At 39.9% G+C, this 26,257-nt stretch carries 23 protein-coding genes, 4 pseudogenes and 2 riboswitches; of the genes and pseudogenes, 9 read left to right on the top strand and 18 right to left on the bottom strand.

Annotation, left to right across the window (positions count from 1 at the left end; translation table 11 throughout):
• Positions 1 to 49 precede the first annotated feature (49 nt).
• Complete coding sequence (locus tag GF867_RS01870; RefSeq protein WP_172973925.1) at positions 50 to 952, bottom strand: LysR family transcriptional regulator; 903 nt, start codon at positions 950 to 952, stop codon at positions 50 to 52.
• Between the two features lie 125 nt (positions 953 to 1,077).
• On the opposite strand from GF867_RS01870, the gene GF867_RS01865 reads away from it, so the two are divergent.
• Complete coding sequence (locus GF867_RS01865; RefSeq protein WP_153831410.1) at positions 1,078 to 2,085, top strand: YeiH family protein; 1,008 nt, start codon at positions 1,078 to 1,080, stop codon at positions 2,083 to 2,085.
• An 847-nt stretch (positions 2,086 to 2,932) separates the two neighbouring features.
• On the opposite strand, the gene GF867_RS01860 is transcribed toward GF867_RS01865, so the two are convergent.
• From GF867_RS01860 to GF867_RS01850, 4 genes and pseudogenes are all read right to left on the bottom strand, one after another.
• Complete coding sequence (locus GF867_RS01860; RefSeq protein ID WP_366927721.1) at positions 2,933 to 3,922, bottom strand: amidohydrolase; 990 nt, start codon at positions 3,920 to 3,922, stop codon at positions 2,933 to 2,935.
• Between the two features lie 12 nt (positions 3,923 to 3,934).
• Complete coding sequence (locus tag GF867_RS13920) at positions 3,935 to 4,141, bottom strand: hypothetical protein (RefSeq protein WP_253940690.1); 207 nt, start codon at positions 4,139 to 4,141, stop codon at positions 3,935 to 3,937.
• A 44-nt stretch (positions 4,142 to 4,185) separates the two neighbouring features.
• Positions 4,186 to 5,682 carry a peptide ABC transporter substrate-binding protein gene (locus GF867_RS01855; RefSeq protein ID WP_153831409.1) on the bottom strand — a complete coding sequence of 499 codons (1,497 nt, stop codon included), beginning with the start codon at positions 5,680 to 5,682 and terminating at the stop codon, positions 4,186 to 4,188.
• Between the two features lie 566 nt (positions 5,683 to 6,248).
• A pseudogene (locus tag GF867_RS01850) lies at positions 6,249 to 6,938 on the bottom strand (family 1 glycosylhydrolase); the annotation flags it as partial.
• A 10-nt stretch (positions 6,939 to 6,948) separates the two neighbouring features.
• Between GF867_RS01850 and GF867_RS01845 the strand changes: the two are divergent.
• The 6 genes from GF867_RS01845 (at position 6,949) to GF867_RS01820 (ending at position 11,414) form a co-directional block, all read left to right on the top strand.
• Positions 6,949 to 7,944 carry a trans-2-enoyl-CoA reductase family protein gene (locus GF867_RS01845; RefSeq protein ID WP_366927719.1) on the top strand — a complete coding sequence of 332 codons (996 nt, stop codon included), beginning with the start codon at positions 6,949 to 6,951 and terminating at the stop codon, positions 7,942 to 7,944.
• Positions 7,945 to 8,144: 200 nt separating this feature from the next.
• Positions 8,145 to 8,234: riboswitch (TPP riboswitch) on the top strand.
• 67 nt (positions 8,235 to 8,301) lie between these two features.
• The gene (gene thiW, locus GF867_RS01840) at positions 8,302 to 8,799 is read left to right on the top strand and encodes an energy coupling factor transporter S component ThiW (protein ID WP_153831408.1); all 498 of its coding nucleotides are present in this window, start codon (positions 8,302 to 8,304) and stop codon (positions 8,797 to 8,799) included.
• On the top strand, positions 8,789 to 9,619 hold the full coding sequence (locus GF867_RS01835) for a hydroxyethylthiazole kinase (RefSeq protein ID WP_153831407.1): 831 nt from the start codon (positions 8,789 to 8,791) through the stop codon (positions 9,617 to 9,619). Before thiW ends, GF867_RS01835 begins: the two co-directional genes overlap by 11 nt.
• Positions 9,616 to 10,233, top strand: a complete 618-nt coding sequence (gene thiE / locus GF867_RS01830; protein ID WP_153831406.1) for a thiamine phosphate synthase — start codon at positions 9,616 to 9,618, stop codon at positions 10,231 to 10,233. Before GF867_RS01835 ends, thiE begins: the two co-directional genes overlap by 4 nt.
• 3 nt (positions 10,234 to 10,236) lie before the next feature.
• Positions 10,237 to 11,076: a bifunctional hydroxymethylpyrimidine kinase/phosphomethylpyrimidine kinase gene (gene thiD / locus GF867_RS01825; RefSeq protein ID WP_153831405.1), complete on the top strand. Its 840-nt coding sequence runs from the start codon at positions 10,237 to 10,239 to the stop codon at positions 11,074 to 11,076.
• Positions 11,076 to 11,414 (top strand): thiaminase II/PqqC family protein, encoded by a 339-nt coding sequence (locus tag GF867_RS01820; RefSeq protein ID WP_216650246.1) that lies wholly within the window; start codon positions 11,076 to 11,078, stop codon positions 11,412 to 11,414. The genes thiD and GF867_RS01820 overlap by 1 nt, the downstream gene beginning before the upstream one ends.
• A gap of 185 nt (positions 11,415 to 11,599) precedes the next feature.
• On the opposite strand, the gene fghA is transcribed toward GF867_RS01820, so the two are convergent.
• From fghA to ribD, 7 genes and pseudogenes are all read right to left on the bottom strand, one after another.
• On the bottom strand, positions 11,600 to 12,439 hold the full coding sequence (gene fghA / locus GF867_RS01815; protein WP_153831404.1) for an S-formylglutathione hydrolase: 840 nt from the start codon (positions 12,437 to 12,439) through the stop codon (positions 11,600 to 11,602).
• A gap of 54 nt (positions 12,440 to 12,493) precedes the next feature.
• Positions 12,494 to 13,159: pseudogene (locus tag GF867_RS01810) on the bottom strand (zinc-binding dehydrogenase); the annotation flags it as partial.
• Positions 13,160 to 13,266: 107 nt separating this feature from the next.
• The gene (locus GF867_RS01805) at positions 13,267 to 13,932 is read right to left on the bottom strand and encodes an HAD family hydrolase (RefSeq protein ID WP_153831403.1); all 666 of its coding nucleotides are present in this window, start codon (positions 13,930 to 13,932) and stop codon (positions 13,267 to 13,269) included.
• 9 nt (positions 13,933 to 13,941) lie between these two features.
• Complete coding sequence (ribH, locus tag GF867_RS01800) at positions 13,942 to 14,403, bottom strand: 6,7-dimethyl-8-ribityllumazine synthase (protein WP_153831402.1); 462 nt, start codon at positions 14,401 to 14,403, stop codon at positions 13,942 to 13,944.
• 32 nt (positions 14,404 to 14,435) lie between these two features.
• Positions 14,436 to 15,629, bottom strand: coding sequence for a bifunctional 3,4-dihydroxy-2-butanone-4-phosphate synthase/GTP cyclohydrolase II (locus GF867_RS01795; protein WP_153831401.1), 1,194 nt, complete (start codon positions 15,627 to 15,629; stop codon positions 14,436 to 14,438).
• A 33-nt stretch (positions 15,630 to 15,662) separates the two neighbouring features.
• A complete protein-coding gene (locus GF867_RS01790; RefSeq protein ID WP_153831400.1) occupies positions 15,663 to 16,277 on the bottom strand; it encodes a riboflavin synthase in 615 nt (204 codons plus the stop codon).
• Positions 16,261 to 17,389: pseudogene (gene ribD, locus GF867_RS01785) on the bottom strand (bifunctional diaminohydroxyphosphoribosylaminopyrimidine deaminase/5-amino-6-(5-phosphoribosylamino)uracil reductase RibD); the annotation flags it as partial. The pseudogene ribD and the gene GF867_RS01790, both read right to left, overlap by 17 nt.
• A gap of 286 nt (positions 17,390 to 17,675) precedes the next feature.
• Positions 17,676 to 17,790: riboswitch (FMN riboswitch) on the bottom strand.
• Between the two features lie 220 nt (positions 17,791 to 18,010).
• Here ribD and GF867_RS01780 point away from each other — a divergent pair.
• Positions 18,011 to 19,011 (top strand): annotated as a pseudogene (locus tag GF867_RS01780) (IS30 family transposase).
• A 117-nt stretch (positions 19,012 to 19,128) separates the two neighbouring features.
• Here the strand turns inward: GF867_RS01780 and leuD are convergent.
• Genes leuD through GF867_RS01755 form a run of 5 tightly spaced genes read right to left on the bottom strand, consistent with a single transcriptional unit; the run spans position 19,129 to position 24,504 of the window.
• Positions 19,129 to 19,743 carry a 3-isopropylmalate dehydratase small subunit gene (gene leuD / locus GF867_RS01775; RefSeq protein WP_153831398.1) on the bottom strand — a complete coding sequence of 205 codons (615 nt, stop codon included), beginning with the start codon at positions 19,741 to 19,743 and terminating at the stop codon, positions 19,129 to 19,131.
• Positions 19,740 to 21,128, bottom strand: coding sequence for a 3-isopropylmalate dehydratase large subunit (gene leuC, locus GF867_RS01770; protein WP_153831397.1), 1,389 nt, complete (start codon positions 21,126 to 21,128; stop codon positions 19,740 to 19,742). Before leuC ends, leuD begins: the two co-directional genes overlap by 4 nt.
• A gap of 5 nt (positions 21,129 to 21,133) precedes the next feature.
• The gene (gene leuB, locus GF867_RS01765; RefSeq protein WP_153831396.1) at positions 21,134 to 22,174 is read right to left on the bottom strand and encodes a 3-isopropylmalate dehydrogenase; all 1,041 of its coding nucleotides are present in this window, start codon (positions 22,172 to 22,174) and stop codon (positions 21,134 to 21,136) included.
• Between the two features lie 15 nt (positions 22,175 to 22,189).
• Positions 22,190 to 23,695 carry a 2-isopropylmalate synthase gene (locus tag GF867_RS01760; RefSeq protein WP_153831395.1) on the bottom strand — a complete coding sequence of 502 codons (1,506 nt, stop codon included), beginning with the start codon at positions 23,693 to 23,695 and terminating at the stop codon, positions 22,190 to 22,192.
• A gap of 29 nt (positions 23,696 to 23,724) precedes the next feature.
• On the bottom strand, positions 23,725 to 24,504 hold the full coding sequence (locus GF867_RS01755; protein WP_153831394.1) for an L-threonylcarbamoyladenylate synthase: 780 nt from the start codon (positions 24,502 to 24,504) through the stop codon (positions 23,725 to 23,727).
• Between the two features lie 648 nt (positions 24,505 to 25,152).
• Between GF867_RS01755 and GF867_RS01750 the strand changes: the two genes are divergently transcribed.
• Entirely contained in the window at positions 25,153 to 25,311 is a 159-nt protein-coding gene (locus GF867_RS01750) for a hypothetical protein (RefSeq protein WP_153831393.1), read from the top strand.
• Positions 25,312 to 25,457: 146 nt separating this feature from the next.
• On the opposite strand, the gene GF867_RS01745 is transcribed toward GF867_RS01750, so the two are convergent.
• Positions 25,458 to 26,249: an ABC transporter ATP-binding protein gene (locus tag GF867_RS01745; RefSeq protein WP_216650245.1), complete on the bottom strand. Its 792-nt coding sequence runs from the start codon at positions 26,247 to 26,249 to the stop codon at positions 25,458 to 25,460.
• Between the last annotated feature and the right edge of the window lie 8 nt (positions 26,250 to 26,257).

The raw sequence follows: 26,257 nt of genomic DNA, 5'->3' as shown, positions 1-26,257 counted from the left end.
TTTAAATTGAAGCAACTTCCTGAACCCCTAGGTAAACAGCCAATTTATATTACATTTCCTCTTCTTCTGCTGCTGCCTGATTCAATAACTGGAATATTCTCATATACTGTTCGCGGAAAAAGCTGTCTTTTAATGTTACGAAATTAAACTCTCTTTGCTCAGAAAAGTCGACAATGTTAATTTTTGAAAGTTCACCGGACGCTATTTCCTTTTTAGCAGCCACTTCAAATAAGAAGGTGATTCCTAAATCCTTTGAAACCATCTGTTTGATTGCTGCCATATTTCCAACCTCAATAATTCTATCAAACATATTGAGTGAGTAATTTCTATCTAGCAGAATATGTTCAAAAATTTCGCGTGTTCCTGAACCAGATTCTCTCAGAATTAAGCGATTATTTCTCAGAGATTCAAATCGAACAGCTTGAGTTGCAAATTCTGCTTGCGGCGAACAAACAGGAATGAAATTTTCGAGTCTAAAGAGCGTTGTATCGTATTGCATCTTATCAAATAACCCTTCTACTAAAATAAAATCCAACTCACCTTGATTCAACTGTTCAAGCAGCGTTTTCGTATTTGCGACCGTCATCTGGAAAGTTATTGCAGGAAAGGCTGCCAGCAAACGGGAAAGAATAGTCGGCATGACATATTCTCCAATCGACAGTGTTGCGCCAAAGGAAAAATGGATTTCCTCTGATTTAAATGTACGTATGTTCCCCTTAAAATGTTGGGAATCTGAATAGATTGTGGTTGCAAATTCCTTTAACCGTAATCCTTGCTGAGTTATTCTAATCTTTCGGTTAGATGTATCAATCAATTTACAACCATAGTATTCTTCAAGATATTTAATATGTTGAGATACAGCCGGTTGCGTAACATGTAGTTGCTCTGCTGCTTTTGTAAAACTACCACAAGAACAAAGCACAAGAAAAGTTTCGTGTCTAAAGTCTAACATCTTAATCATCTCCACCTATAATATTAACTAATGCTACCATTATAATCCATAATTTTATTTTATCCAATTGCTCTGTTAAAATGATTCTAGTCATCATTTATATATTTGAAAGGAATGATTGTAAAATGATTCAGAAAAAATCTTATCTCTCGGGTGTCGTCCTGTCCGCTATGATTGCATCTGCGGCCTACCTGATCAACGATTTGCTTCCGATAGATTTTCTAGGAGCAACTCTTTTATCGCTACTTTTAGGTATGTTGCTGAACCCAATAATTGCGAACTATGAAAGCTTTGAACCAGGAATTAGCTGGAGTGGCAAAAAAATCCTCCGTTATGGAATTATTCTGGGCGGAATCTCGCTTAGTTTCTCCCAAGTAGCCCAAGCAGGTAAATATGCACTTGTTCTTCTTTTTTTTACGCTTATAACAGCGTTCGGCATTGGTTATGTCTGCCACAAAGTATTTAAAATTAATTGGAAACTCGCTAGTCTACTTTCTATAAGTACGGCAATTTGTGGTGGAACAGCTGTCGCAACTCTTGGACCAACCATTCAAGCGAAAAATCGAGATATCGCCTATGCCATTTCCGCTACATTTATCTTTGATATTATCACCGTTATTGCTTTCCCTTGGATTGGTCACATGTTAGGCCTTAGTGATACAGGTTATGGACTCTGGGTTGGGACGTCAGTTAACGATACTTCATCCGTTGTTGCAGCAGGATACGCCTTTTCAGATGTAGCCGGCGTATTGGCGACCATTGTGAAGCTCACTAGGACCCTTTTTATCGTACCACTTGTACTGATTTTCTCTTGGGTTTATGCTAAAAAAGAATCCACTGAAAAAAATAAACCAATAGTAAATATTGTCCAAATATTCCCTTGGTTCATTCTTGGTTTTCTCGCTGTTGTTGCCATTAGAAGTACAGGCCTAGTTCCAGATTTGATGGTTGAACAGCTGACTTCTTTATCTAAATTCTTCTTAGCCGTGGCATTAGCAGCTATTGGTATGCAAACTAGCTTGAAAGAGGTAGCAGGGGTGGGCTTCAAACCGATGGTTGCTGGAGTCATTATTGATACTTCGGTTGTTATCGTGGCTTTAATTGCTCAAGGTTTAATTCTGAGATATCTCTAAACGATTACCGCTTCACAAGACGGCCATCGAATGCGGACAATAAGTCCACTTGGATGACAAACCTCTGTATACTTAATTCTTATCCCTTCATTATATAGATTAACTCTATAGGCATTGTCAGTAAGGTAAGTGAAAGCAACTCTATTAGATCATAAAACTCTCCTCCTTATCACTTGAAATAGTGTGATAAGGAGGAGTTTTTGAATGCAATTCAACATTTGTTTGTTTAGTTTTTAATTGCAGATACACTAAACAAACTGATTCATTTCTCAAAAATTAATGATAATGAAACCCAATAAATTCTCTTCGTTTCTTTATGTTCTTTAACGGCTGAGTTCGGGGCAATTGTCTTTTAAATATTGCCGATAAAGCTCGCAGACTAACTTCGTGTTCGCCTGATGCGTCTAGCGATTTTTGTTCTGAATTGAATAGATAATGCATATATCATGTCAATCCCTCCTAAAATTTCTCTTATGATATGAGATTTTTTCAGGAGGTTTTCCTTTTATCAAGCAGTTTCATATAGATTTCAAAAAAACCTACATATAGTTCGATGGACTAGTTTTCTTAACTAAAAGACACTTCTTACTTTAGAAGGAGAATTTATGCCTTCGAACGCTAACTAACCATATAAATAAGATATCCAATCCAGTCGCATTCATGACCTCTTAGTTCGTCACACTGTTTTTCAAACCTCAGTCCAGCACGTCACAGGCTAGCAAGCGTCTTGACGATGTTCTGATGGGCAATAAAAAAAGACGAACCCCTAAAGATTCGTCTCGACATATTCTTATTATTTTGCCAGCTCCTTGATAAAGGGAGAGCCGCTCTTTCTAACAGCAAGCCTTTAGAGTTCTTCCAACTCCTCGCTCGCTTGTTCTAAATAATTGTAAGCGTATAGTGCATACAATTCCGCACCGTTTTTCAAGGTACCTTCATCCACATTAAACATCCCGTGATGGTGTTCGTAGTAACTGCCGGCTGCTTCATTGCGTGTTCCAACCATTGCAAAAGCACCAGGGGTATTATTAGCTGACATATAGAAGCCAAAATCTTCTCCGCCAGTTGTTTTAGTGTCTGCTTTAAGTGCCTCTGCTCCAAAACGTTCACGAATGATGCCACGAACTAGTTCAGCACTTTTAACTTCATTCGAGACTGGTTCGGTTGCACGAACATATTCGACTTCCACTTCGCCGCGGTACTGCATTGCGATGGCTTTGGCATAGCGGTTAATGGCTGCTTCGACTTGAGTGCGCGTTGTCTCATTGAATGTTCGGACTGTTCCATCTAGAACAGCCTCATGGGCAATAACGTTAAAGCGATCGCCAACGTCCATCTTACCAATGGTGACAACGGCTGATTCAATCGGATCGACTTCACGGGCTACGATTGCTTGAACATTGACCACAAAAGCACTCGCCATAACTGCCGCATCAACGGCCTGGTTAGGATGAGCCCCGTGGCCTCCTTTTCCGACAAATCTTATTTTTAAGATATCGCAAGCAGCCATCATTTCACCAACTGGACATATAAAGCGGTTTGCTTCCGTCCAAGACGCAATGTGAATCCCAAAGACATAATCAACTCCATCGGACACGCCCTGTTCAATCATTTTCTTAGCCCCTAAAGCACTTTCCTCAGCAGGTTGAAACACTAAACGCACAGTCCCTTTCAGCTGATCTTTCACGGATAATAAGGCCTTGACTGCTGTTAACAACATTGCAGCATGGGAATCGTGGCCGCAGGCATGCATTTTGCCATCCGTATCAGAGCGGTAAGGCAAGTCACGGTTCATCTCATAAATTGGTAAAGCATCGATGTCTGCACGCAGCAGAATGGTTTTACCGGGCTAGCCACCGCTAATTTCAGCGATGATTCCAGTCTGTTCAGTGAGACGATAGGAGACATCTAACTTGTCTAGTTCGCGGGCAATTCGTGTGGTTGTTTCAAATTCTTCCATCGATAATTCAGGGTATTGATGGAGTTCACGGCGAAAGTCAATCATAGCCGCTTCTTCTTTAAAAATCGTATTCGTAATGAGTTCGTTTGTTAACATATTGTTGCCTCCAATGGTTTAAGTAGTTGCTTTTCAAGGTAAATTTATTTCATTTCAACTTCTTTTAAGTTGACTTCGATGAAAGAATTAGGCGCCATATTCTTTACATTATCGTGGAAAGCATAAGAATTGCTGTAATAATATACCGGTACAAAAGGAACGCTTTCCATTAGAAGTGCTTCAGCTTCTTGTAGTAAGGCCACTCTTTTCGCTGAATCATTTTCAGTTCTCGATTTCGTCAGTAAATCAGTATAAGTGTCATTGTGCCAAGCGGTACGATTATCGGCGTTATCTACTTCTTCGAATTTGGTTAAGAAGGTATACGCATCGTTATATTCACCAGTGTCACCCATCCGGCCCAATTGATAATTCAGCGTACTCAATTGATCTAAATGGACCTGCCATTCGGTGTTAGCAACTTCGACACTGATTCCTAAGTTTTCAACCCAACCATGCTGAATAAATTGAGCAATTGCCGAGTGTGATTCACTTGTATTAGTTGACAGGGTCACGCTGACTTGACTAGGGTCAGTTAAGCCAAGATCTTCCATTCCCTTGGCTAAATATTCCCGAGCGCTTTCGAAATCAGCATCTTTGAAATAGCCGCGATCTTCTTCAAAACCTTTCATCATTGGCGGTACAAAACCTAAAGCGGGTGTTTCTTCGCCTTTTGTCACATTATCAATTAATGTTTGACGGTCAACTGCTAAAGCTAAAGCCATCCGAATATTGACATTCGATAACGTTTCATCAGTTGTATTCATTTTATAGTTGTAGATTGCCGCAAAGTCAACCACGTTAAACAAATCTTGTTCTCGATATAAATCGATGGCATCGAGCGATACCGAGTTAAAAGGAATTCCGATAAAGTCTAGTTCATGCGCTTGGAACATCGTATTGGCAGTCGCTTCAGATTCCACAATATAGATGGTCACAGTTTCTAAGGCAACATTTTCTTGATCCCAGTAATGCTCATTATGGGCCAAAACATAGTGGCTATTATGATTAATTTCTGACACGGTAAACGGTCCGTTGCTGACAAAGCTATCGCCGCCTTCTTGTGCCCAAGCGCTATTTGCTTCGACGCTTGCTTGATGAACGGGAAGTAGTTTACCTAAGCGACTAGTTAATTCTAAGAAATAAGGTACCGGTAATTTTAAGGTTACCTCCAATTGATTGTCATCTAAGGCTTTAACGCCCACTTCTTCGGCGGAACCTTCACCTAAATAATAAGCTTCTGCGCCAGCAAGTATGAATAATTCATCTGCTTCATATGCTAAAGTTTCAGGATTCAACACACGCTTCCAAGCGAATTCGAAATCATGAGCCGTAACTGGGTCACCATTCGACCATTCAGCTCCTTCGCGTAGCGTAAAGGTATATACTAAGCTGTCCTCACTAACTTGCCAAGACGAATCCATGGCTGGCTGCGTAACACCTTCGCTGTCGATCCAAGTTAAGCCCTCAAAAATATTTTTGAGTAGGAATGGCGAATAAGTATCGGTTGTAAGTGCCGGGTCTAAAACCGGATCGGTTAACATGGAAACATTTAATGCTTGTTCGTAAACTTCCTTTATTTAAGCTGTTTAATCTGTGTATACATCAATAATTTGTCCACCTTTTTTCCTCCCGTATAAGAATAAGCTTATTATACGAGATGCTTGTGTTAACAATCACTAATGATGTTAATTATTAATGACCATAACCTGTTAATTCTTATTGAACAAATTATGTTAATTTTAGTTTAGCAGTTACATTTATCCACCTACATAGAGTTTAATCGATTCAAACTATCTATGCAGGCACTCATAATAACAGTACTTCATAGATACAAATCACGCGGTTGCGCCGTGTTTGTATCCATGAAAAGAAGATACAAACACTATCTAATGTAAATACGGTTAATTATGACTACTTGATATGATAAATTTAAGAGCATCGTGTCGACACACCTTTCTGAATGAGTTTTAAGATAGTCTTATCTATAACTTGATTTTAATCTAAAGTCAAGTTTTTATCATTTGTTTTTAATCTACTCAGTAATTTTCTAAATAAAAAAGCGCTAAGAAGGAATGTCTTCTCAGCGCTTTTCTTGAGTTCTTTTAGCCTAGAGGCTTAAGTCTTCACCATTTGTTTCGATTACTTTTTGGTACCAATTAAAGGAAGCTTTCTTAGAACGGTTGAGTGTTCCATTTCCTTCATTGTCACGGTCAACGTAAATCATGCCGTAACGTTTTTTCATTTCGCCAGTGGTAAAGGAAACAAGGTCAATGATGCCCCACGGTGTGTAGCCCATTAATTCAACACCATCATAATCCACTGCTTTAATCATTTGTTCAACATGACCTTTTAAGTATTCAATACGTTCTAGGTCATGGATGCTACCATCTTCTTCTATCGTATCAATGGCACCAAAGCCATTTTCAACGATGAATAATGGAATTTGGTAACGATCCCATAGGCGGTTCATGACATAGCGCAAGCCAATTGGGTCAATCGTCCAGTCCCAATCACTTACTGTTAAGTATGAGTTATCTACTTGATGAGGGATTTTACCGTGAACGTTCTCCTCACCATTATCGGTTTCTTCATGATTTATGTCTACAGCGTTTGACATATAGTAGCTGAAACCTAAATAGTCCACTTTACCATTAGCTAAGATTTCTGCATCTCCAGCTTCCATCGAGATATTTAAACCATCACGTTCAAACTCTTTCAGCACATAGTTCGGGTAGTAACCTTTGATTTGTACATCCGGAAAGAAGTAACGTAAACGCATCGATTCTTCGGCTAACATTCCTAAAAAAGTGTTAATCATTGGGTCTTCATCAAGTTACGGACTAGCAACCAGAATCACGCTTGCTTTCGGTGCTGGCGCTGATACAATCGGCGTTTCTTTCGAAAAAGGGCCTAAATCTGAGAAGAATTTAGGGACAGCTGGTTGGTATAACAATATCTATTTCAAGCAAGCTGCCGAAGCAGAGGGTTTAGTCGCTAAAAACTTTGTTCAAGACGCTTTTAGCCATGAAACTAAGCAAGATGTGATTCAATACATCAAAGATGAATTCGATGGCAAGTTAAACCTGGTCGTTTATAGTCTGGCATCAAGTGTCCGTGTGGATCCTGATTCAGGTGAACGTTTTAACTCAGTGATCAAATCCATTGATCAAACAGTTGTAGGTCCGAATGTGGATATTCAAAAACAAGATTTTTATGAGCATGTGCTAGAACCTGCTACTGAAGAAGAGATTGCTGACACGGTTAAAGTAATGGGTGGCGAAGATTGGCAATTATGGATGGAAGCTTTAAAAGAAGCTGATGTCCTAGCTGATGGCGTCCAAACCGTTAACTATTCATACCTAGGCTCTGACATCAATAAACCTTACTATGGCGACGGCACATTAGGTCGTGCTAAAGCTGATTGTGAAGTGAAAGCAGACAACATCAACGACTTACTAGCTGATATCAATGGTAAGGCAACTATCGTGGTCGCAACAGCTGTTACCACTAAAGCGAGTTCAGTTATTCCGTTCTTCCCTGTTTATTGCATGGGCTTATATCGAGTCATGACGGACAACGGGACGCACGAGACACCTATCATGCACCAAGACCGTATTTACCGTGACATGCTTTACGGAAACAATTCTGAGTATGACGAAAAGGGTCGTCTGCGTCCCGATAGCTGGGAATTGAATCCTGAAGTTCAAGCTGCGACTGAAGCGTTAATTGAGAAAATCAATGGTGACAACTTTAATTCTGATCTAACGGGCTACGACGTATTCATGAAAGAATACAAAACTTAAGTGGTTTTGATGTTGATGGATATGAAGAAGATAATGATGTTACGATCGAAGATTTAATCGCCTTAGAATATTAAAAGTTACAGTCGAGGTATCTAATCTCGGCTGTTTTTTGTTTATACCACTAGAAATCATCGTTCCGTTAATTAATTGGATACGGTTTCTTTTATTTGCACAATGTGATATACTTAATCTAATTGAATAAAATTTTACTGGGGTGCGTGAACGCTGAGATTATACCCATTGAACCTGATGCAGCTAATACTGACGAAGGGAGTATCGATTTTTTTGTGCGCAAATGGACCCCGACTTATTTAAGTCGGGTTTTTTTATTCGAAAATTTAATTTAAGGAGCATGGTATGACAAGTAAGAAGACAAATAAATTGGTAATGTTGGCTATTTTAATTGCTATAAATACGATTCTGACTAAATTAGTAGGTGTCTACGGTTTAGCGCCAATTTCGAGTGTGATGAACATGATGTGTGCCATTTTAATTGGACCCGCTTATACGACATTAATGGCTGCAGCAGCGGCCCTCCTCAGAGTTCTTTTACTAGGTTCTTCAATTATTACTATTCCTGGAGCAGTATTTGGTGCTGCTTTAGCCGGTATTTTTTACAAATTATACCCACGTATCAGCTCTTCAATAGTGGGAGAGTTTATCGGAACAGGAATCATCGGAGCTTTGGTTTCGGCTTGGTTGATTTCAGGCGATGCTAGTAACTTGTTCGTTTTTATGCCTAGCTTTATAGGTGCTTGCATCATTGGGGCTATTATTACGTTTCCTGTAGTCAAGGCCTTAGAAGTTAGAGGGGTTACTCAACGCATGAGAGAGGTTTTTAGCGATGAACTATAACCATAAACAAGTAGTGGAAGCTGCTTTCAAGGGAGGACAAAACCTTTTAATCCACTGTATGACAAGTGCGGTCACAAGTGAAGTCTTAGTTAACGCGATACTCTCCGTGGGAGGAAGTGCTTTTTTGACTGAAGACAATCGCAGTATTGAAGAAGCGGTGACACGCTGTGATGGCTTGTTATTAAATTTCGGTCATATGTCCCTCACTAGAGAAAAATCGCTTCGACTTGCAAATTATTACGCCAATAATTTGCACACACCGACTGTAGTCGACTTAGTGGCGATCAGCACCAACTCTATTAATAAAGCATTAGCAGATGATTTACAGTTTCCTCCAACGAGTTTAATCAAAGGAAATATGAGCGAAATGCGTGCATATGCTAATTTATCAAATCAGGGTAATGGCGTCGATGCGGGGCAGGCCGATGAAGAACTTGCATCGGTGAGCGAACTTGCCCGGCATTTAAAGGCGATGTCCATGGTAAATGGTTTGACCTATCTAGCGACAGGTTCGGTGGATTTAATTGTGAATCAGGATCAAAGTCTCCTGTTGAAAAATGGTGTCGCTGAACTCGCAAGCTTCACTGGATCAGGTGATATCGTTGGTGCTCTAGCTGCCTATTGGATGGCAAAAGGCGTCACAGCATTTGATGCAGCAATCCTTGCGGTTTCTTACTTTAATTTATGCGGTGAGAAAGTTTACCAAGAATTCACTCAACCAATGGGCATCGCTGCCTTTCGCCATCAAACACTCAATCAATTATCCTTACTAAAATTCGACAAAAACTGGTACAAAGCAATAAGGAGTGAACTATTATGACAATTCTTTATTTAGTGACTGAACGCTACGATTACCCGGTGGATAAATTTTTAAACATTATAGAGGAGGCTTGCCGGACAGGTATTGACTATGTTCAACTACGCGAGAAAGACTCGGATACTGGTGCTTTTTATCAACTCGCCTTAAAAGCCAAAGCAATCACTACAAAGTACGCAGTTCCCTTAATTATTAACGACCGTCTGGACATTGCGTTAGCGATCGATGCTGAGGGCCTTCATTTAGGTCAAAGTGATTTACCTCTTCAGAAAGCGCAAGAACTTTTTGGCGCCGATAAGATTTACGGTGTTTCTGCCAAAACAATCCAGCAAGCAAAAGATGCTGAAACAAATGGCGCCACTTATCTAGGTAGCGGTGCAATTTTCCCAACTCAAACGAAAGCTTCTACCCCAATTGGGATTGATGGGCTAACTGCGATTACACAAGCCGTTTCAATTCCTGTGCTAGCTATTGGCGGTCTAAATTCGTCAAACATTTTACGTTTAAAAGGAACGGGACTTGCTGGCATAGCAGTTGTTAGTGAGATTATGCAAGCAGAGAACATAACAGAGAAAGTTCAAAGACTGAGAAATCAACTTGAGGAAATGGAGCAATAAAGTATGGTAAATCAAACAATACAAGCAATTACAATTGCTGGATCAGATTCTGGTGGGTGTGCCGGACTTCAGGCAGATTTAAAAACCTTCCAAGCACGAGACGTTTTCGGTATGAATATTATCGTTGCCCTTACCGCACAAAACACCTATGGCGTTCAAGCTTCAATGTCTGTTCCTACAGATTTTATTGAAGCGCAATTCGATTCAATTCAAGCCGATTATCACATTCGGGCTTGTAAAACGGGTATGTTAGCGGATAGTGACCAAGTAAAAGCTGTCGCTAAGAAATTGCGCGAAGTTGACTTTGGCCCATATGTCCTAGACCCCGTTATGATTGCTAAGGGAGGTCATGCTCTACTGACTAATCGAGCAGTGGATACCGTTAGGAAAGAATTAATTCCCTTAGCCGATGTTATCACGCCGAATATTCCTGAAGCGGAGACAATTTTAAATTGCAACATTCGTTCCATTAAGGATATTTTGGCAGCAGCAGTCGAGCTCCAAGCACTCGGCAGCAAAAATGTCATTATCAAAGGCGGACATGTTGCTACGACATTATCTAGCGACTATGTGTTGTTAGAAGACGGTGACTCTTTCTGGTTAAATGGTCCCCGTATCGACACAAAAAACACCCATGGGACAGGTGATACGTTTGCAGCTTGCATTACCGCTGAACTAGCTAAAGGTGAGCCAATGAAAGAGGCCATTCAAACAGCTCGTGCTTATTTACAAGGGGCGCTTGAAGACGGGATTGATGTGGGACACGGGCACGGCCCAACGAATCATTGGGCTAAACCAAGTCAAAATATTACGATTACTACCGAAGCAATGGAGGAGATTTAATGACATTCACGCAAGATTTATATGGAGCAACTCAAGATATTTTGAAACAGTGTTTTAACCACCCTTTTATTAAAGGCATTGAAAATGGCAATTTAGACATTGAGAAATTTAAATTTTATATGATTCAAGACTACCTTTATCTCTATGACTACGCTAAACTCTTTGCGATTGGCATCTTAAAATCCGATAACAACGATGACATGAAACTATTTGCTAGCTCGCTTAATTCCACGTTAAATACTGAAATGGCTATCCATCGCGGGTATATGGAACGCTTAGGCATTAGTGAAGAGGACGTTTCTAACTCGAGTGGACCAGTTTGGCGAGTATCTATCTGACGTTGAAAAAACTCAATTAACGAATATTTTCAGAAACTGTTGTGTCTATGAATTAAAGTTTTGGGATATGGCAGAAAAACAGTCGCTTGATTTCAGTGCTGAAGAAGTAGATTACTTAGCAATTTAAGCGGTATATAAAACCGAGCCTAGCATCAATTGAATGCCAGGCTCGGTTTTATGGTTAATTATTTAGTTCGCTCAAGATGAAACTCAAGATGGTCTTCAATAAAGGTTGCGATAGTATAGTAGCTGTGATCGTGTCCACTTTGCATCCGCAAAGTAAGAGGATAATCCCTCTCTTTAGCTACTGCTACTAGTTTCTCTGGTTGTAGTTCTTGTGGATAAAAAGAATCCTTGTCACCTTGATCAATCAGAATAGGAATCTTCTTGCCTGAATACTGCTTCAACAATGACACCGCATCCCACTCAGACCAAGCTGCTTTGTCTTCACCAAGATAATGTTCGAACGCTTTTATCCCCCAGGGTACTTCGGATGGATTCACAATAGGGGCAAAGGCTGTAATCGATTTGAACCGTTCTGGATTACGTAAGCCCAAAACTAACGCTCCATGTCCACCCATTGAATGACCCGAAATAAATTCCGGTCCTGCTAAGCCAAATTGATTACGAACTAAAGCTGTTAACTCCTCTAACAAATAGTCATACATTTTATAGTGAGGCGCCCAAGGTTCTTGCGTCGCATTCAAGTAAAAGCCTGCCCCTTGACCGAGGTCATAATCGGCTGAATCAGCGATTTCTTCCCCACGTGGACTCGTGTCTGGCATAAGCATTGCAATCCCTAGACGGGCTGCAGCTCGTTGAGCTCCTGCTTTGTGAGTGAAATTATCATCGTTGCATGTCAAACCAGACAGCCACCATAGTAAAGGCGGCTCCGGAAATTGCTCCTTATTTGGTAAAAATAAACTAAATGTCATCGGACAGTCCAATAGTTCAGAATGGTGACGGTACTTATATTGTGTTCCGTCAAAACTACGGTGTTCTTCTAAAAGCTCTACTTTTGACAACTCATTTCCTCCTTATAGGATCAGATGAAAGCAATAGATTCAATCATTCAGTTTTTAGTAAGTCAGCACGGTACGAATCGATTCACCTTTGTGTAGTAGGTCAAATGCTTCGTTGATGTCGTTGAAATCGAGCTCATGAGTAATAAATGAGTCTAAATCAATTTCACCATTCATGTAATCTAGTACCATTCCTGGTAATTCAGTTCTTCCTTTTACACCACCAAAAGCAGACCCGCGCCAAACGCGACCGGTCACTAATTGGAACGGACGTGTACTAATTTCTTTACCTGCACCTGCTACGCCTAGGATAATGCTTTCGCCCCAGCCTTTATGACAACATTCTAGTGCGGCTCTCATAACATCAACGTTGCCAATACATTCAAAGCTATAATCAACGCCGCCATCTGTCATTTCGATGATTACCTCTTGGATTGGACGGTCATGTTCTGCGGAGTTCACAAAGTCTGTGGCACCCATCTTTTTAGCCAGTTCCCATTTCCCAGGATTAATATCAATCGCAATGATACGTTTCGCTTTAGCTTTCTTCAAGCCTTGAATAGCAGCTAGACCAATTGCACCTAGTCCGAATACGGCTGCTACGGCACCTTCTTCTACTTTGGCTGTGTTTTTGACTGCACCCAATCCGGTTGTAACGCCACAACCCAACAGACATACTTTCTCTAAAGGCGCTGCTTCGTCAACTTTGACTAAGTTTACTTCTTAGCTGGTGAAATTAAATAGCATAAGATTCAGCCCCTTTGCTCATTATAATTAACTGAGCAAAGGGGCTGAATGTTTTATTTATTAAAATAAATTGAATCTGAATTCTAAAGAATATCTTTTAAATCTCGTATGTCATTGATTCGCATGTCTGCCATCTGTAACTCTTGTTCTGTTCCATATCCGTAGTTGCAGCCGATAGTCTTTAACTGGTGAACGGTACCGATCTCAAAATCCTGGCTTCGATCCCCTACGATTAAAAATGGCGGTTCATATTTATCTTTAATTTGCATAAAAATATTATGCTTCGCCATGAAATTATAACTCTCAGTGCAGTACATACCTTCAAAGTGATGATCCAATTGAAAAACCTGCCGATGAGCCTCCATATACTCATTACGACAATTACTCAAAAACACTAGCCTATAACCAGATTTCTTCAAATACGTCATTGTCTCTAACGCACCTGGGAAGAGTATGACTTCATTGGCCTGTACCTTTTGTAGTAATGTCTCTCCAATTATTTTTGAAGCCGATTGCTGATAAGTCACTTCTAAATCTGGCATGAAGTTAGCCCACATATCTTTACTGCTATATCCCAACCATTGAGTTATTTCAGACTTTTCCCATTTACGGGGCTCAGCCTTTCCATGGCTGATCAAATAATTGTATGCCTTCTTAAATGCTAAAATATAGTTTTCAGTGCTATCATGTAGAGTTCCATCATAATCGAAGATAATGGTCCGGATTTCGGTTAATTCTCTTTTATCCATACGATATTCTTACACCACTTTTAAAAGATTAGCCATTTCAATCGCCGAAACTGCAACATCATACCCATTGTTCCCTGCTTTCGTCCCAGAACGTTCAATCGCTTGCTCGATTGTATTGGTAGTCAATACCCCAAATAGTACCGGCACACCAGTACTTAACGCTGCCTGATTCACACCACTCGTTACAGCAGAGCATACATAATCATAGTGAGAAGTAGATCCTTTAATGACTGCACCTAAAGTAATTACAGCATCATATTTCTTCGAAGCAGCCATCTTTTGAGCTACCACTGAAATTTCGAAAGCTCCTGGTACCCATGCTACCTCAATGTCATCTTCTGACATTCCGTGTCTTTTTAAACCGTCAATTGCCCCTTTTAATAGACTAGACCCAATAAACTCATTAAAACGTGCCACCACGATCCCAATTTTTAAATCATTTGCAACTAAGATTCCTTCATACATTTTCATTCTAATTTCCCCTTTTCTTATGTTGATTTTTATTAATAAACTAGGTAATGTCCTAATTTCACTTGCTTAACCTTCAAATAATCTTGATCTTCTGGAAAAGGTTCCATTTGAATAGGAATCCGTTTCTCCACTTTCAGTCCATACTTTTCGAGACTTTCCATCTTTAAGGGGTTATTAGTCATCAGATGTAGACGACTGACTCCTAGGTCATCGAAAATCTGTTTGCATTCATAGTATTCTCGCATATCGACTGGTAAACCTAACTTTAGGTTAGCTTCAATAGTATCATGACCTTGATCTTGAAGAGCATAAGCGCGAATTTTATTAACTAATCCGATACCACGCCCTTCTTGTCTCATGTATAGAAGAACTCCTCGACCTTCCGTTGCAATCAGCTGCAATGCTGTATCAAGCTGTTGACCACAATCACATTTTTTCGAGTGGAACACATCTCCGGTTAAACACTCTGAGTGAATTCGGCAAAGAACCGGCTCCCCATCCGTAACATCTCCCATCACCAAAGCTACATGGTGCTCGCCTGTAAAGACATGTTGATAGGTAGATATTTCAAATTCCCCATACTCAGTAGGTAATTTAGCCTTCGCATCGCGACTTATCAACGGTTCATTTGCTTTTCTATATTCAATCAAATCTTTGATCGTGCCAATTTTAAGATTATGCTCTTTGGCCATCAAAAGCAGGTCATCACGTCGCGCCATGGCACCGTCTTCTTTCATCACTTCGCAACACAACCCGACAGGCTTCATACCAGCTAAGCGTACTAAATCAACGGTAGCTTCGGTATGGCCATTTCGTACAAGCACACCGCCTTCAACTGCTTCGAGCGGAAACATGTGTCCTGGTCGACGAAAATTGCCCGGCCCAACATCATCTGCTATAGTCTTGATTGCTGTTAGGGAACGCTCCTGAGCGGAGATACCCGTTATAGTATCGCTATAGTCAATTGAAACAGTAAATGCAGTCTGATGATGATCTGTATTGTACAAACACATTTGAGGTAAAGCCAATTTCTCAGTATATTCTTGTGTCATTGGCATACAAATAAGCCCTTTACCATGTGTAGCCATGAAATTGATGTTCTCCGCCGTAGCAAATTCGGCTGCACATATTAAATCTCCTTCATTTTCACGATCTTCATCGTCTACCAAGAGGATATTTTTCCCTGCTTTTAAATCTTCCAATAGTTCTTCAATTGTATTAAACATCGCTTTTCTTCCTTTCATATTGTCTAGATGTATTTAACTCTTTGTTGGGTTAGAAGGATTAACAAATCCCAATAATTTTTCGACATATTTTCCGATCATGTCATACTCTAGGTTTACTGTGTCCCCCACTTCTTTCTTCAATAATATGGTTTTTTCAGCGGTATGAGGAATAATAGCGACCTCAAAAGAACTCTCATCTACCCCAGCCACTGTTAGACTAATCCCGTCAATCGCTATTGACCCCTTCTCAATAACATAGCGCAAGAGATCAGGACTAGTCGCTATGGTAACCCAAACGGTATTATCATCTTCTCGGTAATTTTGAATAGTACCCGTACCATCGATATGGCCACTAACGATATGCCCACCTAATCGTTTTTCCATAGTCAATGCTCTTTCTAGATTAAGTTCTTGACCAGGTATTAATTGACCGATGTTAGAACGGTTTAAAGTTTCAGCCATCACATCCACTTGAAATGTAGTTGACAATAAATCAGTCACTGTGAGACAAACCCCGTTGACTGATATACTATCCCCAATAATCGTTCCATCCAATACGTTTTTTGCCTCAATCGTCAATACAGAAGAATTCTCTCCTTTTTTTATACCCTTTATTTTCCCAATTTCTTCTATAATTCCTGTAAACATACTTAATCCACCCCTCTTTTAATGTACCCTTCAATGAAAATGTCTTCTCCAATCATCCTAGTTTTCATTTTTTCTATTGGAAAAGCTTTGCCCAAACTATCAATTCCTTTTCCTCCCACCGGTGTGGGAGAAGTATTGCCTCCGATAATTTTTGGCGCAATGTAAACTTGTATTTTATCTACTATTCCAGCCTCCAAAGAGGAATAATTCAGTTCCGATCCTCCCTCGAGCAATATGCTGTCGATATTCATTTCACCCAATTTTCTCATTCCTTCTCGCAAATCAACTTTCCCTTTGCGATCTGCCACAATCAATATTGTTATACCTTTTTCAGTAAGTAAATCCACCTTTTCTTGCTCGGCCTGCTTAGTAGTGAGAATAATGGTTGGCGCTTCCTTTTGTTGCTGCAATATATTCATACCCAATGGAATTCGAAGTTGGCTGTCAACGACAATTCGAACAGGATTTTTGGCGTCATTAACTCGCACCGTCAGTCTGGGATTATCTCTTAGTACCGTGTTAATCCCTACCATAATACCGGTTAAATTGCCCCGTTCCTTATGGACATTTTCCCTCGATTTTTCTCCTGAAATCCATTTGGATTCACCCATAGAAGTACCAATTTTCCCATCCAGGCTCATAGCAGTTTTGAGTACTACAAATGGTGTGTTTTCAGTGATGAACTTTATGAATACCTCGTTTAATTGTTGACTCTCTTCAGCAAGCACACCGTATGTCACTTCTATTCCCGCTGTCTTTATCTTTTTAATGCCTCGGCCAGATACTAAAGGATTAGGATCTAGTGCGCCAATGACAACTCGCTTAATTTTTTTCTGGATAATAAGATCGGCGCATGGAGGTGTTTTTCCAAAATGAGAACAAGGCTCTAACGTGACGTAGATAGTTGCATTCTCTACATCCTCAGAGGCAGAATTGAAAGCATTCACTTCTGCATGAGGTTGTCCATATTGCTCATGGTATCCTTCTCCGATAACGCGATCATTTTTCACAATAATGGCTCCTACCATTGGGTTAGGGGTAACAGATCCTTTTCCTTTTTCTGCTAACCTCAATGCCAAGCTCATATAATACTCATCTCTATCTTGGCTCATCTCCACCAACTCCTTTTTCAAAAATAAAAAGCCCTGATAAAAATCATCAGGGCTTTTAAAAGTTCAAAGTAAACAATATCAAAAGAATTGACTAAAAAGTTTGGCTTCGAGCTAAAAATCTGCTCGTCAAAAAAACTTATAGTACAAAGTAAGCCCTGGAATAATATAATTCCAGGGCTTACGTGTTCATTTGTATATAATACAATGCATAGTAAAAGTCATACGAAAGATTCTAACGGTAGCCAAAAAAACGACCACTACCTGTGTGTCTTTCATATTCTTTCTATGTTGTCTTCGCTTTATCCAGACTTTACTGTCGGCTTCGGAATTTAATCGAATCTGCCTTGCGGCTCGTGGGCTTTACCACCGGTCGGGAATTTCACCCTGCCCTGAAGACTATTTAATTTTATAATTTCCAGTATACTTCCTCTCCTTAACATTGTCAACTACATCTAGTTTGTCATAAGTGAGTACCTATTTTGCTAAAGTTTTGGTTACATACTTTATAAACCATTGTAAGTTAATCTTGAATTTACAATTTAAGTGCAACACCAAAAGAGACTCTTCACATCAAACCTAGTAAAATAGTGTTTACGACGACAACTATTGAAAGGGTTGATAATGATGAGCCTCTACAAACATCTTACCATAAATGAACGAGAACAGATATTTCTTCTTTACCATCAAGGGTACTCTATGAGATCCATTGCACTAAAATTAAAAAGGAGCCCTTCTACGATTAGTCGAGAACTTTCTAGAAATAAGGATTTGTCAACGTATTCTCCTTCAGCTGCTCAAGAAAAATATACAAAGAATAAAGCTAAGTGTGGTCGAAAGTACCTATTAGACAATTCTGAATTAAAAACACTCGTTAAAAAGCTCTTTTTAACTGAACAATGGTCGCCTGAACAAATTGCCCATCGTATCCAGCTAGAGGAATCTGTCTTTACCCTTAGCTTTAATACGATTTATCGTGCTATTTATCGGGGTAAGTTTAATGAAGCTAATTTAAGTCATGGGAATCGTGGTGCCGTTCGAAAGTTACGACACAAGGGAAGAACACGCCATACAAAAAAGCATACTGAGAAGCGTGGAAAATTTCCATTACGCATACGATTCATGAAAGACCCGAGACAGCGAATAATCGATCAACAGTTGGCCATTGGGAAGCAGATACCGTCCTAGGGAAAACTGGAAAAGCCTGTCTAGTCACGCTTACTGACCGAAAAATACGATTTTTACTCGCACAGAAAGTTGAGAAGAAAATTTCGATTCACGTGTCTGATTCTATGATAAATTTATTAGCTGGACTGCCAAAGCGTAAAAGAAAATCAATTACACCCGACCGTGGAAAAGAATTTTCGAAGCATCGAGAAGTCACAAAACATTTAAATGGGATTCCTTTTTATTTCGCAGATCCTCATTCTCCTTGGCAAAGAGGCACAAATGAAAATACAAATGGACTACTCAGAGAGTACTTTCCAAAAACAGAAGATTTAACAGAGTGTTCAACAGAATACATTAATACTTGTATCGAAAAACTAAATAAACGTCCGCGTAAGTGCTTAGGTTGGAAAACACCCTATGAGCTCTTCTTTAACAAGGCGTTGCGTTTAATTTGACAATTCAAGGAATTAAAAAGCTTTTTAATATACATCTATCTTTCAACATCTTGTATAAAAATTCCAAAACTATTGCTATAAGGACGGCAAAAGTTCAGTCCAATTTAGATCAATTAACTATGTGATAGCGTCATAAGCATAAAACTCGTCCCACTTACTTTCATACGCTTTAATTTGTTCTTCATAGGCCATTGTTTCAGTAATATCGTCAATTCCACCTAATAATTTACGGCGCCATTCTTCTTCAATTGAAAATTTATACTTAGCATACGGTGTCACTATTTCTCGTGTTTCTAAATCGATCTTAATCTGTTCGTCGCCCTTTAATCTTGCTAGTGCTTGACGTTCTTCTGCTGATAAACTAATGGCTAACATCCCATTTTTCAGGCTGTTCATATAAAAGATATCGCTAAAACTTCCGGCAATCACTACTCTAAAACCAAAATCATCTAAAGCCCATACTGCATGTTCTCGAGACGATCCTCCTGCAAAATTATCACCAGTTATTAAAATACTCGCACCTTGGCGATCGGGATGATTCAATGGAAATTCTGCTTTAACTTTTCTTGGATAGTCTGATCCTGGTAGATAGCGCCAGTTATCAAATAAAAATTCACCGAACCCCGTTTTTTCAATCCGATTTAAAAAGGCACTTGGTAAGATTTGATCGGTATTAATATTGTCCTCCATTAAAGCCACGGTTGTTCCCTTATGAACTATAAAAGGTCTCATAAGACTGGTACCTCCTCGTCATCGAGTCTTGTGTCGTAGAAGTGTCCCTTAACTGCTGCTAGGACGGCCATCGCGGGACTGCATAAGTGAGTGCGTGAGCCTTTTCCTTGTCGCCCTTCGAAATTTCGGTTTGTTGTCGAGGCACAGTGCGTTCCCGGCGGTACACGATCCGCATTCATCGATATACAAGCTGAACAACCTGGTTCCCGCCACTCAAATCCAGCGTCTATATATTGTTGAGCAATTCCCATTGCTTCGGCTGCACGTTTCACCGGCCGACTACCTGGAACTACCCAAGCTGAAATATGAGGAGCAACCTTGCGCCCTTTTATATATTTAGCCCCTTCAATCAAGTCTTCCAGACGAGAATTTGTACACGAACCTAAAAATATATAAGAGATAGGGATGTCCGTCGCATCCATTTGAGGTCTCAAATCCATGTATTCATAAGCACGTTGATCATTATGATCACTTACTTGCGGGAATTTCTCTCCAAAAGGTAACCCCATCGCAGGAGTCGTCCCCCAAGTGACATAAGGTGCTAAATCATCGATAGATACTTCTAATACATAGTCAAAGTCAGCATCTGGGTCTGTATATAGTGTCTTCCAATAAGCCACTGCCCGTTTAAAATCTTTGGGAGCTCTTGGCTTGCCTTCAAGATAGTCAAAGGTTTTCTGGTCTGGAGCTACTAGGCCATACTTTGCTCCAAACTCAATCGCCATATTGCACAATGTCATGCGTCCTTCCATTGACAAGTCACTCACTGCTTCGCCATAATATTCAATCGCATAACCTGTCGCAAAGTCAGTGCCATACGTATGAATAAGATGCAACATAATATCTTTTGCATAAACACCCGCTTGTAGTTTACCAGTCAGTTTAATCCCCATTATCTTAGGTTTTCTTTGCCAAATTGTCTGCGTCGCAAAAACGTGTTCAACTTCTGAAGAGCCAATTCCAAAAGCAATGGCGCCAAAAGCCCCATGGGTTGCTGTATGTGAATCACCACAAACAACGGTTTTACCAGGTTGAGTTGCCCCTTGTTCCGGTCCAATCATATGAACGATTCCTTGACCTTCACTGCCGTGATCCATTAACTCAACTCCGAAATCTCGACAGTTTCTTTGTAATGCTTCAATTTGTTTTCTTGAAATGGCATCCTTAATCGTAAAGATATTCTTAGTCGGCACATTATGATCAATCGTTGCGATAGTTTTTTCAGGAGCCCTCAGCTGGCGTCCTTCTGAACGTAAACTTTCAAAACCTTGCGGTGTGGTTACTTCGTGAATCATATGTAAGTCTATGTATAATAACTGAGCATTTCCTTCCTCACCAGCTAAAACATGTTCTTGCCAAACTTTATCAAATAGTGTCTGTCCCATGCTTTTCACTCCAATCGTTTAATTAACTCTTGCTTAAATTCACTTGTCATCAATTGTCCACCTAAATCTCTCGTTCCACCAGTAGCCGCAATCGTCTCATAAGTAGCTGTCTCAATTTGATCGGCTAAAGCTATTTGCTGAAAACTCTGCCTTAACATCATACACACAGATAAGATCATCGACACCGGATTGGCAATATTTAAACCAGCTATGTCCGGAGCAGAACCGTGAATTGGTTCGTATAAAGCTGGTCCATCAATACTTAGACTCGCACTTGCAAGCATCCCCAGTGAACCTGTGATCACAGAAGCTTGATCACTTAGAATATCTCCGAACAAATTCTCAGTCACAATGACATCAAAAGTGGGAGCAGCCATTATCAATTTCATTGCTGCTGCATCAACATATATATATTCCACTTCAACAGACGGGTATTCTTCTGATACTTCCCGCACTATCTGTCGCCATAACTTACTATTTGCTAAGACGTTCGCCTTATCGACCGAGGTCAATTTTTGACGACGAGTGAGCGCCAATTCAAAAGCCAATCGAACAATTTGTTCAATTTGTTTTCTTGTATAATTCATCGTATCAATGGCCTCATCTGAATCATAATATTTCGGTTGTCCAAAATATAAACCACCTATTAGTTCGCGAACAATCACAAAATCTGTTCCCCGCACTTTGTCTGCTTTTAATGGAGACTTTTCTTCCAAAAAAGTTTGCATTTTTGTTGGCCTCAAATTTGCATACAATTTAAGAGCTTGTCTCAAAGCTAATAATCCACTTTCTGGTGTTTCTTTAGCCCCTTCCCACCGAGGCCCACCGATCGCACCTAACAAAATAGCATCTGCTTGTTGACAAGCCATTAGAGTCTCTTGCGGTAACGGTATACCAACTTGCTCAATCGCAGCCCCGCCAAAAGGAAAAGAGACCACTTCGTAAGCAAACTTCCCCTTACTGGCGACGGCTAATATTTCTAAAGCACTGGTCATAATTTCTGGACCAATCCCATCACCTGCAAGGGCGACGATTCTTTTAGTCATACAACACTGTCCTTTCTAATTGATTGCTTGTAAATAAGCTTTGGCAGAAGCAGTTAGTACATCAAAATCAATCCCTGTACCGTAAGATAGATAACCATTAGGCAATTGAATCGTCACATGCACTTGAGCTTGTGAGTCGTGTCCTTGTGTAATGGCATCAATCCGGTACTCATGCAAGATAATATTCAATTTCAGCATGCGATTGATGGTTTTATAAATCGCATCAACACTTCCCGCTCCTGTATCGGTATCTAACAGAATACGATTATCCTGCTGGCGATCTCGAACAGCAACTGTAGCGGCATGAAGCCCTTCTTCAATATGTTGAACTTGAAGTCTCGCTAATTCATAATTTGCTTGGTCTTCAATTGTTGCGCCAGCAATAAGGGCATGTAAATCAGTTGTCGAAATGTTTTTCTTCTTATCTGCTAATTCTTTGAACTTCACAAAAAGTTCTTTCACCACTACTTTATCTGACATATCGTAGCCTAAACTCACCATACGATCGACAAAGGCATGTCTTCCGGATAACTTCCCTAAAGGCAGATCATTACTTGAAACCCCAACAAGTTGAGGGGTAATAATTTCATAAGTTTCAGGATTCTTCAATACACCATCTTGATGAATACCGGATTCGTGTGCGTAAGCATTAGCGCCAATAATCGCTTTATTGCGAGGAATAGGCATTCCAGATAAACGACTGACAAGATCACTTGTATTCTTAGTTTCATCCAGTTTGATCTGATTTTCAGCTTGATAGGCATCACGACGAATATGTAGGGCCACTGCAACTTCCTCTAAAGCGGTGTTTCCTGCACGCTCACCAATCCCATTAATTGTTCCTTCAACTCTTAGTGCACCTTGCTCGATTGCTGCAAGAGCATTGGCTGTCGCCATTCCTAGATCATCATGACAATGAGAGGAAAAAATAACTTCATCAAAGGCCGATATATTCTCTTTCAAATACGCAAATAAAGCACCGTATTCCGTTGGGTTTGTATAACCAACCGTATCCGGAATATTAATTATCGTTGCGCCACATTTAATTGCCACTTCAATCACTTCAACAAGAAAATCCCATTCAGTCCGAGTAGCATCCTCCGGCGAAAATTGAACTTGATCAAAATATTGCTTGGCATAAGTAATGTGTTTCTTAACTGACGCCAGAATTTCAGCTTTTGTCATGGATAATTTACTTTCACGATGAATCGGACTTGTAGCAATAAAGACATGAATCTGCTTATGATTTGCCTCTTTTAGTGCCTCACGAACACTATCAATGTCTTCAATAGAACACCTTGCTAAGCCGCCAACTGTAGCATGTTTTATCTGAGCTGCAATTTCTTGAACAGCTTCAAAATCTCCCTGGCTTGAGATAGGAAAGCCAGCTTCTATAACATCAATACCCCATTTTTCTAATTGAAGTGCTATCTGAACTTTTTCTTTCGTATTAAAATTTACACCTGGTGTCTGCTCGCCATCTCTCAAGGTTGTATCAAAAAATTGAATCTGCTTAACCATCCTATTTCCTCCTCTAGTGCGTCACAGGATCAATAATACTCTCCGTGGCGATAATTCCATGAATGATAACCTTCTGACAAATGAAACATAATGCGTTCTAAATCTAACCCTTTACGGATTAAGACAGGTGCTGGTTCAACAGAACGTTGATTACCTTGTTCAGGCACGAGTTGACCGTGTGCGTCGACAAAAGAAATCATCACTCCTTGTTCATAACGTGTGTCTACCGTTTTATCTGGCTGAATAGATTTGACGTAGTCATCTCCGTCAATAATTAGATCTACCTCATGTTCTATTTGTTCACCAATACCAGCTACCACACCTCGATTACCTTTTCCTGATGGATTGGCAGAACTTGCGAATAATAGTGACTGTTGATCTGTCCAAAGTTTAGCAGCGATTTGTTCTCCAGGTACACCGAATTTAATAACGAAACAACTAGTTCCGCGTGTATCTGACATCAACTCAGAGGAGCCATCGGCGGGTATATACTGTTTGCCTGAAGCTTTCCAAGGAAGTATACAACCTAATAACACGTCTTCCTCCCAGCACTTCTCATAAATCTTTTTTATTTCGGGAGTCATTTCCGCTAGCTCATCTAACTGTTCTAATGAGCCTACTAAAACGACACCAGGTTTGTTTCGTTTTCGATTTTTAGCAGAAAATTTCCTCTCCAAGCCCACTCTATCCATTGTTGCAATAATATAGCCTACCTTTGTAGGACAGACGATAGTTTTTCCACCACTTTTTAATAAGGTCACTGCTTCTTCTTGTAAATTACCTGACCACTTTATGTGTTTATTCTCCATTTGATTAACATCCTTCCTATTCTCAAATATTAAATTTCTTACTTAGATCATGTCACTCAGCAACCAACATTTTTTCAAACTATACAAAAAACCCGACTCAGTGTTTTCACCTAAGTCGGGTTGTTCAATAGTTTGATGAAAGTTCTCATCATGCTATAACAGTTTATTATTACCCGCTTAAATGATTTAATCAGTTTGATTAAACTTATAAACGAGCAAGAAATTAAGCTCGTTAAAAGGCTAATCAAACTTGTCTAATAACGCGCTTAATAATAATAAATTTATGATTGAATCATAATTAGCTGTTTGCATGTGATTCCTCTCCTTTAATAATTATTCTAATGCTATATTAATGTTAATCTCCTCACTTGTCAAGTCGTTTTCTAATCTATCTTTAACTTTTGTCATTATCACCTAATTAAAAACCTTCGAATATCCACTTTCTATTATAATGTACTTGAAAGATTACTATCTTATGTTTTAGACTTAGCTAATAAATTCACTAATTTACTTTAATTACAATAAATAAGACATAAATTTATTATTACCACCTTAAGTTTTGAATGGTTTCCTGTGCTTTCTAAGTCAACCTCTAATTAGAACATTATGATATAATAGTCAAAATGTGTGATTGAAAGGAATTTTACAATGACTAAAACCCCAAGATCTTTAGTTCAAGAAATTAATTTCGATTTAAATGGCATTGAACAATTAAAGAACAAGGTGATTAACAAAAGTCTCAAGACGAGTGAGTTAATCCTTGATTATCCAACTGTTTACATCGTAAATAATAATCCGCCAAAATAATTTATTTTAAATAATGGATTGAGTGGACATTGGACTAGGATTAGCGGGTCTGCTCAAGGGCGGTCGATGAGTCGGGGGTGATAGTGTACTTTGGTAATTCTCTGCCATTGAATCGACTTTGTTGGCAGACTATCGTATTTCAGACCTTAATGAACCACACTTATCCAAGGGCGGTCGTTTTCCCAGCGGACTTTGACGTTTACCTTGAAGGTATTCGTTAGGTTCTCAGCGGTCAGGACTTGATTTTTAGGTCCACTGCTGACAACTTCCCCATCTCGGATCAATAGAATGTGCGTAATAGCTGGGGTGATTTCCTCGATATGGTGGGTGACGTAAATCAAGTGGCAGTCTTGCTTCACAATTGAATTCATCTGCTGTAACAACTCTTCTCGCGCTAGGATATCTAGACCCGAGCAAGGCTCATCCAAAATCATCAGGCGCGGGCGGTTCATTAATGCCCGGCCTATTAATACGCGACGCTTCTCTCCTTGGGATAAGGTGCTGAAAGCTTGCTCACTTAAATAACCAATTCGCAATTCCTCAAGAATCGCCTGAACCAAATGCCAGTCTGACTCAGTAATATCTTGCTTGTTATACAAGCCAACCGTTGAGAATTTCCCACTGAGGATAATATGCTTCACACGTTGCTTGTTAAATGTAGAGCCAAAGCGGTCCAAGGCTGAACTTACATAACCAATCTCTTCACGCAACTTAGGTAGGCTGGCCTCGCCAAACTTTGTATCCAGCACTTTAACAGCTCCGGAAGTGGGATAGGAGTAGCCTGTAATAATATTCAATATCGATGTCTTGCCCGAGCCGTTCAAACCAAGGACTGCCCAGTGTTCTTCTTCCTGAACTTGCCAATTAATGCCTTTGAGTATTGACTGGCCTTGTCGTCGCCAAGTCACCTCTTCTAATTGTAATATTGTCTTCTTCAATCTGCCTC

The organism is Fundicoccus ignavus, assembly GCF_009659375.1.
GTDB classification, from domain to species: domain Bacteria; phylum Bacillota; class Bacilli; order Lactobacillales; family Aerococcaceae; genus Fundicoccus; species Fundicoccus ignavus.
This window is presented reverse-complemented; position numbering and strand designations above follow the sequence as displayed.